The 6,766-nt window shown below is 34.5% G+C and carries 17 protein-coding genes; 14 read left to right on the top strand and 3 right to left on the bottom strand.

Translation table 11 applies throughout. The features are described from left to right. The first annotated feature begins 201 nt into the window (after positions 1-201). The 5 genes from ABH968_RS24830 to ABH968_RS24810 all read left to right on the top strand — a co-directional run bounded on the left by ABH968_RS24830 (position 202) and on the right by ABH968_RS24810 (position 1,983). Positions 202-507 carry a hypothetical protein gene (locus ABH968_RS24830; protein WP_370048325.1) on the top strand — a complete coding sequence of 102 codons (306 nt, stop codon included), beginning with the start codon at positions 202-204 and terminating at the stop codon, positions 505-507. Positions 508-630: 123 nt separating this feature from the next. Next, a complete protein-coding gene (locus ABH968_RS24825; protein WP_370048323.1) occupies positions 631-915 on the top strand; it encodes a hypothetical protein in 285 nt (94 codons plus the stop codon). A 32-nt stretch (positions 916-947) separates the two neighbouring features. Further along, positions 948-1,553 (top strand): hypothetical protein, encoded by a 606-nt coding sequence (locus ABH968_RS24820; protein WP_370048322.1) that lies wholly within the window; start codon positions 948-950, stop codon positions 1,551-1,553. A 40-nt stretch (positions 1,554-1,593) separates the two neighbouring features. Continuing rightward, positions 1,594-1,779 (top strand): hypothetical protein, encoded by a 186-nt coding sequence (locus tag ABH968_RS24815; RefSeq protein ID WP_370043343.1) that lies wholly within the window; start codon positions 1,594-1,596, stop codon positions 1,777-1,779. 48 nt (positions 1,780-1,827) lie between these two features. Continuing rightward, complete coding sequence (locus ABH968_RS24810) at positions 1,828-1,983, top strand: hypothetical protein (RefSeq protein ID WP_370048320.1); 156 nt, start codon at positions 1,828-1,830, stop codon at positions 1,981-1,983. Positions 1,984-2,048: 65 nt separating this feature from the next. Here ABH968_RS24810 and ABH968_RS24805 read toward each other — a convergent pair whose 3' ends face one another. Then, complete coding sequence (locus ABH968_RS24805) at positions 2,049-2,231, bottom strand: hypothetical protein (RefSeq protein WP_370048319.1); 183 nt, start codon at positions 2,229-2,231, stop codon at positions 2,049-2,051. A 143-nt stretch (positions 2,232-2,374) separates the two neighbouring features. Between ABH968_RS24805 and ABH968_RS24800 the strand changes: the two genes are divergently transcribed. The 4 genes from ABH968_RS24800 to ABH968_RS24785 are packed head-to-tail and all read left to right on the top strand — an operon-like array spanning position 2,375 to position 3,531. Then, positions 2,375-2,614, top strand: a complete 240-nt coding sequence (locus ABH968_RS24800; RefSeq protein ID WP_370048317.1) for a hypothetical protein — start codon at positions 2,375-2,377, stop codon at positions 2,612-2,614. Between the two features lie 27 nt (positions 2,615-2,641). Further along, the gene (locus ABH968_RS24795; protein WP_370048315.1) at positions 2,642-2,782 is read left to right on the top strand and encodes a hypothetical protein; all 141 of its coding nucleotides are present in this window, start codon (positions 2,642-2,644) and stop codon (positions 2,780-2,782) included. A 36-nt stretch (positions 2,783-2,818) separates the two neighbouring features. Next, the gene (locus ABH968_RS24790; protein ID WP_370048313.1) at positions 2,819-3,022 is read left to right on the top strand and encodes a hypothetical protein; all 204 of its coding nucleotides are present in this window, start codon (positions 2,819-2,821) and stop codon (positions 3,020-3,022) included. Then, positions 3,022-3,531: a hypothetical protein gene (locus tag ABH968_RS24785; RefSeq protein ID WP_370048311.1), complete on the top strand. Its 510-nt coding sequence runs from the start codon at positions 3,022-3,024 to the stop codon at positions 3,529-3,531. The genes ABH968_RS24790 and ABH968_RS24785 overlap by 1 nt, the downstream gene beginning before the upstream one ends. A 175-nt stretch (positions 3,532-3,706) precedes the next feature. Here ABH968_RS24785 and ABH968_RS24780 read toward each other — a convergent pair whose 3' ends face one another. Continuing rightward, positions 3,707-4,126, bottom strand: a complete 420-nt coding sequence (locus ABH968_RS24780; protein ID WP_370048310.1) for a type II toxin-antitoxin system HicB family antitoxin — start codon at positions 4,124-4,126, stop codon at positions 3,707-3,709. 28 nt (positions 4,127-4,154) lie between these two features. Then, positions 4,155-4,337 carry a type II toxin-antitoxin system HicA family toxin gene (locus ABH968_RS24775; protein WP_370048308.1) on the bottom strand — a complete coding sequence of 61 codons (183 nt, stop codon included), beginning with the start codon at positions 4,335-4,337 and terminating at the stop codon, positions 4,155-4,157. A gap of 123 nt (positions 4,338-4,460) precedes the next feature. Here ABH968_RS24775 and ABH968_RS24770 point away from each other — a divergent pair, with 123 nt between their 5' ends. The 5 genes from ABH968_RS24770 to ABH968_RS24750 are packed head-to-tail and all read left to right on the top strand — an operon-like array spanning position 4,461 to position 6,757. After that, a complete protein-coding gene (locus tag ABH968_RS24770) occupies positions 4,461-4,691 on the top strand; it encodes a hypothetical protein (RefSeq protein WP_370048306.1) in 231 nt (76 codons plus the stop codon). Positions 4,692-4,701: 10 nt separating this feature from the next. After that, positions 4,702-4,926: a hypothetical protein gene (locus ABH968_RS24765; RefSeq protein WP_370048305.1), complete on the top strand. Its 225-nt coding sequence runs from the start codon at positions 4,702-4,704 to the stop codon at positions 4,924-4,926. A 22-nt stretch (positions 4,927-4,948) separates the two neighbouring features. Then, positions 4,949-5,221 (top strand): hypothetical protein, encoded by a 273-nt coding sequence (locus ABH968_RS24760; RefSeq protein ID WP_370048304.1) that lies wholly within the window; start codon positions 4,949-4,951, stop codon positions 5,219-5,221. 49 nt (positions 5,222-5,270) lie between these two features. Continuing rightward, positions 5,271-6,074, top strand: coding sequence for a terminase small subunit (locus ABH968_RS24755; RefSeq protein ID WP_370048302.1), 804 nt, complete (start codon positions 5,271-5,273; stop codon positions 6,072-6,074). 2 nt (positions 6,075-6,076) lie between these two features. Next, the gene (locus ABH968_RS24750; RefSeq protein ID WP_370048300.1) at positions 6,077-6,757 is read left to right on the top strand and encodes an HNH endonuclease; all 681 of its coding nucleotides are present in this window, start codon (positions 6,077-6,079) and stop codon (positions 6,755-6,757) included. Positions 6,758-6,766: the final 9 nt, after the last annotated feature.

Raw genomic sequence — 6,766 nt, 5'->3', positions numbered from 1 at the left:
TGCGATTTCATTTGCACGAGGACTGCAACAAAATGATCGTAAAGGATAAATGGTTTTCTGGAAGCGGTCTTTACTATGGCTGTATCAAAGATGCTGAAAAAAGAATAGAAGGATTGAATCTAAATTTAACTCCTGATGAAGAATTACCATTTATACGTTAAACAATTAATTTTTAGATTCTATGTATAAAGGAGAATGTACATGAAGATTGTTGTATCAAAAGAGCAATATGAACAGGTACGTCAAGTAGAAAAAGCAATTGGAATAAAGAAAGCTTTAGCACCAGAAGAACACCAGTTACGTGTGGTTGATAACGTAAATGGACAGTGGGGCATTTATCAAGTAATACGTTGTTATAAAAGCTTAACGAAATATTTTGCTGACTTGAAATTAATTGAACCTGCTACAACAGAACAAGAAGCAATAATGAAATTTTTGGCAATACAACAAAGAAAGGCGAATGAAGGGAAATTAAAAGTGGTAATTCTTAACAGGGCGGAGGTATAGATATTGAAATTTGAAAAATGGTTGTCATTGCCGCTGGAAAAACGATTGATGGTAATTAGCAATGCAATTAACTCTACTGGAATTTTCAAACGATGGAATTAAGGGATAACAGGAGGGCGCAGCATGAACAACGATGTGATAGCTATTAGTGAAGAATTAGCTAATGCACTAGGAATTGTGGATTCAGAAAAAGCAAAGCGATTTGCGGAAGCAATGATAATCGTGGCTGAAAGTGTCGGTCGGTTATCAGTGACGGTAAAAGAATTAACAACAGCATTAAATATTATGGAGCCACGTAAACAAGAAATTAAACCTATTTTTAATAATAGGTGTTTTGATAAACCACGAATTACACACCAAGTTTTAAGTCGTAAACCACAGCATCTAATTAAAAAGATTATTCGATAATGGAAAGATATTGTACAGGAGGGAAAATAAAAATGAACAACAGTTATCCACGAATTAATGAGGAAGTAGCAGCTATTTTAAAACAAACAAAAGCAGAGCCAGCATTTGTAGGAACTATCAAAGAAGGTTGTGAGCGTAAATACACAATCATTAATGACCGCGATGTTGCGAAATACGTTGATTCTTTCACTCAAAATGAATTAGCAATTGCATTAGACAATGTATGCAGTCAAATTGAACATGGTCGTGAAAGTGATGGCAAAGTAGCATTTAACAATTACATCGTAGTTAATGTGGACGAGCCTTATATTAATGACATTGTAGCTGTTTTAGAAAATAACGAGCATTGGGACGGACTACCAAGCAATAACATGAAGTTTTACGAAGTACATGAACCGTGCTATGCACTTATTATGGCAAGCAATGTTGAGGATGCTTTGAAGGCTTATGTAGAAACCGTTGCTGAAGATGACGGCACACTACGTGAAGAAATAGAGTGTGTTGGCAGCGCTTATGCAGTTGCTAGATTTAGTCGTGCTAGAGGTGAAGATAAAGAGTTAGTGGACTTACAAGAAATCTTAGAAACATTGGACAGCTGCAAAACGAAGGTGTTATTGGTTGATGGATTGTTACTCTGATGGTTATTAGAAGGAAAATGTGCAGAAGGGAATTACTTAAATGAGTGAAAAGGAAATCGATGATCTTGTAACTGAATTACAAAACAATAGTGTAGAATTATACTCTTTTGTTGCAGAAAATGCCTCAGAGGATTTAAGTGATGATGAAATGGATGCATTAGTATCGGATTTAGAAAACGATTATTTAAGTTTACGTGAATTTGTAATTGAAGCTATGGAAGATTAATCATGAGGAACAATCGAAAGATATTGCGTAATTGAAAGGATGAAAAAAATGGACAATACTAAATGGGTTTATATTCAATCGGAGCCAGGTATTTTTACAGTAGGTTTTTATGCACCAGATGGGGAATGGCATACAGATAGTGACCATGGAGAACGTGAAGAAGCAGCAAAGCGTGTGCATTATTTAAATGGCAGTAAAGAATAGTCAATGCACAATAGAAAGATTTTGTTCAGTGAAAAAAGATGGGGAGTTCCCATCTAATTACATCACTAATTTAACTTATCAGATATATCTCTTAGAATCTTGTTACGTTCCTTCTGTAAATTAATGGATTTAAACATATACCAAATTACCAATACAAATGGAATAAGGAAAAGTAATAGTGAAAGAATAGGTAATATAGTAAGTCCAATACCCATACCGATATCCATATCCATTGTCGTCGAATTCATTATCTAATCCCTCCTTTTTTATGGATTATTATACCATATCATTGATTGGAAATTAATCGAAATTAAATATGGTGAATTAGAAGAAAACTACTGAACAATATGAGCACTAGAAGGATTTTGTACAGTAAGGAAGGGGATTTTATATGGGATTTGTCGTTAAAATAAATGCTCTTGACCATACAGATATTGAAGGTTACTACACAGGTAAAATAATTTTTTACAAAGATGAAGAAGTGAACATTCCTTCAATTGTTGATGAAAAGAATGACACTAAGGTTAAAATTTATAAGCGTTACAAAAATGCTGTCAACGCTATGAATAAAATATTAGAAAAATCAAGCTATGTAAGTTCTTGTACTATTGAAGATTACTGCACAATATGAGGATTTTGTTCAATAGGAGTGAAATAAATGAATTCAAATTCAAGAGGAATGGTATTGGAGCATATTAAGGCGATAGATAAAGAAATAGACAGGAGCAAAGATTCATATAAAATTGCCGAACTACTTAAAGCCAAATCAATTGCATTACTAGCTTTAAGAACTACGTAAAGTTTTGAGGATTTGGCGACAATGGAGGTATATCCAATGAATGAAAAGGAACGACTAGAGCGAGATGTACAAGAACTTTTTAAAGAGTTAGGAATTTGTCTTACTAACAATCACGGTGGATATAGAACGTTCTTAGATGTTACTAAGGATATTAGTTTAATATTTAATAAACTAACAACTAGTCAACAGGAAGACGTAGTATCAATGTTGTTCCAACGAAAAGAAAAGGGGTGTGAATAATGAATAGTACAGAGTTAGAGCAAACAGTTGAAATGACAATTACTAGATTTATTGAACGTCAACAAGAAGAACAAACTAAAAAAGCAGATAGACGACTATTCAATACACGGCTACTGTTAAGGAATTATCATCAATTCAAAGTTCGTTGTGAAGAGTTAAAAGAATTGAATAAAGTCGAAACAGAAGAAGATCCTTTTGTTGAAATTGGTGGCGAATATCTCTCTATCGAGTCGCTTACTCGAAGCAGTGTTCGGACAATGAATATGATGAACTTTATTGATAAGATGCTAGAGTTCTATAAAAACGACTGTATACAACAGGGGAAAGAGGCGATTCGAAAATATGATACATTGATGCACTATTACATTTACGAAGATAAAAAGACATTTGATGATATAGCAGAGTTGCATGATATTAATGAACGTACTGTAAGGAGAGATTTAAAAGAAGCGGTACATGCACTTTCTGTGTTAATTTTCGGCATAGATGGATTACGCATTCAGCTATGAAATGTCAAAAACGTGCCCTTTTTTATGTTTTTTAAATATTGTATAGTGTAAATGTAGAGTAAGTGGATTTACTCATTAGTCTTCCAACTAAATAGACGTTTGCGGAAACGTCAACACTACAGAGTCACATCTAACAAGATGTGACTTTTTATTATTCAAAAAAGAAAAACCCACATTAAATATGTGGGTCTGGTTCATTAGCATCTAGATGTTTTTTTAAAGCTTCTTGCAATAAATGAGAATAGTTCACATTATATTCCGATGCTTTTTTTTCAAGCCAATGAGGAATAGTAAGTGTTTTCTTGACAGATTGGTTATTCATTTCTTGTCGGAAAGGTGGCATCCAAACATCAACTAAAACAGTAGCTTGGTTTGCTTGAGTCTTTACCACTTTAAGTGAAGATGCAACTGGAATAACATCATTATCTTCTTCTAATCCAAATAGATGTAATGCCATGGCTTCTTTTGCCATTTCGAGTGCTTCTTCTTGGGTATCGCCAGAAGTAAAACAACCAGGTAAATCAGGAAACTCTACAGAGATACCATCTGGATCATAACTAAAAATAGCTGGATAAATATAACGATTTTCTTTCATATATAATTAACCTCCTAACAAGAGGGCTTTAGTTAAGCCCTGCTTGTTTAAGTATTGATTTTACGGTTCTTAGAGGTAAGTCTTTCTTGGGGTGTGGTATTGTAACCAATCCCTTTTTTGTTGGATGTTTGTATTGGTGATGACTGCCTCTAACACGGTCTAAGTACCAACCATCCTTTGTAATAGCTTTGACCAAATCTTTTGAATTCATTTGATTATGTATCAACCCCTTTCTATATTTATATTATAACACGTATTGTAATACGTATCAACATCAAATTTAATAAATTTTATATCAATTTCAATATTTAAAAACATTATAAATGGTGGAGGAATGAACGTGGTCTTGTTAAAAGAAAAAGTTGAAGCTTTGAAATTAACAGATGTTGATACAGACCCAATACTAATTGCCGAATTGTATCAACTATCACAACATGATTCTAAAAAGAAATTTAAATACTTTAAGCGATATGGTGATCAGGTTATGTATTACAGTGAAGAATATTTAGAACAAACACCTGTCGAGCAGTTGTTGTTGAAAGATTTGTGTAATCATATTTATTAATTTTGGAGGGTTGAACCATGGTAAAATAGGAGATGTAACAGTCAATTTAAACTTTGATGACAAAAATAAATTAAGGTTTAGAGCGATTGCAAAGTATTTTGGTGGGTTGGCTGATGAGCTAGACGCGATTGATTCAATAGATGATGAGGACTTTGAGAAGTTAAAAGCGAAAGCTGTGTCTCTTGGTGCAGAAACTAAAAAGAGTTCAGAAGATATTGCTGGCAGTTTGAAGTAAATAATTATGAGAGGTGATTATATTGGAAAATTTCGAATGTCCTTGTGGTTACACAGGTAATGTAAACGATGCATTGCGCAGAGATGATAAAAATATGAAAAAGAATCAAATACGTTCATATATTCTTTGTCCGAATTGTGGTGGAGAAAATACAATTTGGGTTGAAGATAAATTGACAGAAAAATATGCGCGTGAACAAGAGAAGTTATCAAAGAAGTGGCAGAAGTTAAACCAGGAGCGTATCTTACGCATGGAATCATTAAAAGCTGAATATCTCGAAAGTAAAGAAAAATAATTCGCTTCTATTTTAGATTATAAAAATCTGGAGGTGGTGCAGATGAAATATGGCTAGAAATTCTAATAGGGATAAAGCGTGGAAATACTATCTCAAAAATAAGGGAAAAGTAACGCTAAAAGCAATAGCGGCTAAATATGGTGTTAATGAAAGTACAATACGCCGTTGGAAAAAAGAAGATCGTTGGGACGAAGAACAACCGCCGGTAACTCGTAAGAGAAAATCTGTACGTGGAAGTCCTAAAAAACCATCACAAAAAACAGTGAAATATGAGCTAACTACAAGCGACGGTCTGAATGATAGGCAGTTGTTTTTTTGTATGTATTATGTGAAGTATTGGAACGCTACGAAAGCTTATCAGAAAGCGTACCAATGCGATTATGTAACCGCTAATAGAAACGCTTATAGATTAATGGTACATGAAGGGATAATAAGCGAAATTGCGCGCTTAAAAAAGCAATTAGCGGATAGTGTCATGTTAGACGCTCGACAAGTGTTGCAAAAGTATATTGATATTGCCTTTGCTGACATTACTGATTTTGTGGATTTCGGTACTAAAACATATACGACGAAAGAGTATGTAGGTAAAGATGATGAAGATAAACCGATATTCAACGAGGAAACGCATGAATATAGTTTTGTAGGTTTAAAAGAAGCGCATGAAGTGGATGGTACTATCATCACTGAGGTTAGGAAAGGTAAGGACGGTGTTGCTGTGAAGCTAGCCGATAAGATGGCAGCACTAGCAGTACTTTCTAAATATACTGATTTGCTTGATGATAACCAGATGAAACGATTACGCGAAGAAAAGATTAAAGCAGATATTAAAGCGACAGAAGCAAAGGCGTGGTAATAATGGCTAAGTATGCAGTATTAAAGTCGTTCTATGCATCTCAAGCGTGGACGCAATTGAGGATTAAATTAATAAATGAACGTGGTATAACGTGTGAACATTGCGGACGATCTGTAACAAAGTCTAAAGATTTAATAGGACATCATAAGGTTGAGCTAACTCCAGAGAATGTTCATGATCATATGATTAGTTTGAATCCTGAAATGATTGAATTGATATGCTTTGATTGCCATAACAAAGAACATAAGCGTTTTGGTTATCAAGGTGCTAAAAAGGTTTATATTGTCTATGGTTCTCCATGTTCAGGAAAGACGACGTATGTTGCTGAACACATGGAACGTGGTGATCTAGTGGTAGATATGGACGCATTGTATGCAGCGGTGTCGATGTTACCAACTTATGATAAGCCAGGTAACTTGTTTAATAATGTTAATGCTGTTCAAAGTACGCTCATTGATAATATCAAGACGCGTTACGGTAAGTGGCACAATGCTTGGGTTATAGGTGGATATGCAGACAAGTATAAACGTGAACGATTAGCTGAAGAACTTGGGGCTGAGATAATCTTTATTGACGTTAGCAAAGAGGAATGCATAGCTAGGCTGCAGCAAGATGTTGGTAGACAGTATAGACAAGCAGAGTGGACAAGTTATATTGACAAGTGGTTCGAACAACATACTTAATACCCCCCT

This window comes from Lysinibacillus sp. RC79, assembly GCF_041262405.1.
Classification (GTDB): Bacteria; Bacillota; Bacilli; order Bacillales_A; family Planococcaceae; genus Lysinibacillus.
This window is presented reverse-complemented; position numbering and strand designations above follow the sequence as displayed.

Bases quoted from the DNA above. Each gene is read 5' to 3' on its own strand.
- ABH968_RS24790 (WP_370048313.1), top strand. From the start codon at position 2,819: ATGAATGAAAAGGAACGACTAGAGCGAGATGTACAAGAACTTTTTAAA.
- ABH968_RS24770 (WP_370048306.1), top strand. From the start codon at position 4,461: ATGAACGTGGTCTTGTTAAAAGAAAAAGTTGAAGCTTTGAAATTAACA.
- ABH968_RS24755 (WP_370048302.1), top strand. From the start codon at position 5,271: ATGGCTAGAAATTCTAATAGGGATAAAGCGTGGAAATACTATCTCAAA.
- ABH968_RS24785 (WP_370048311.1), top strand. From the start codon at position 3,022: ATGAATAGTACAGAGTTAGAGCAAACAGTTGAAATGACAATTACTAGA.
- ABH968_RS24805 (WP_370048319.1), bottom strand. From the start codon at position 2,231: ATGAATTCGACGACAATGGATATGGATATCGGTATGGGTATTGGACTT.
- ABH968_RS24750 (WP_370048300.1), top strand. From the start codon at position 6,077: ATGGCTAAGTATGCAGTATTAAAGTCGTTCTATGCATCTCAAGCGTGG.
- ABH968_RS24820 (WP_370048322.1), top strand. From the start codon at position 948: ATGAACAACAGTTATCCACGAATTAATGAGGAAGTAGCAGCTATTTTA.
- ABH968_RS24830 (WP_370048325.1), top strand. From the start codon at position 202: ATGAAGATTGTTGTATCAAAAGAGCAATATGAACAGGTACGTCAAGTA.
- ABH968_RS24780 (WP_370048310.1), bottom strand. From the start codon at position 4,126: ATGAAAGAAAATCGTTATATTTATCCAGCTATTTTTAGTTATGATCCA.
- ABH968_RS24775 (WP_370048308.1), bottom strand. From the start codon at position 4,337: ATGAATTCAAAAGATTTGGTCAAAGCTATTACAAAGGATGGTTGGTAC.
- ABH968_RS24825 (WP_370048323.1), top strand. From the start codon at position 631: ATGAACAACGATGTGATAGCTATTAGTGAAGAATTAGCTAATGCACTA.
- ABH968_RS24800 (WP_370048317.1), top strand. From the start codon at position 2,375: ATGGGATTTGTCGTTAAAATAAATGCTCTTGACCATACAGATATTGAA.
- ABH968_RS24810 (WP_370048320.1), top strand. From the start codon at position 1,828: ATGGACAATACTAAATGGGTTTATATTCAATCGGAGCCAGGTATTTTT.
- ABH968_RS24815 (WP_370043343.1), top strand. From the start codon at position 1,594: ATGAGTGAAAAGGAAATCGATGATCTTGTAACTGAATTACAAAACAAT.
- ABH968_RS24795 (WP_370048315.1), top strand. From the start codon at position 2,642: ATGAATTCAAATTCAAGAGGAATGGTATTGGAGCATATTAAGGCGATA.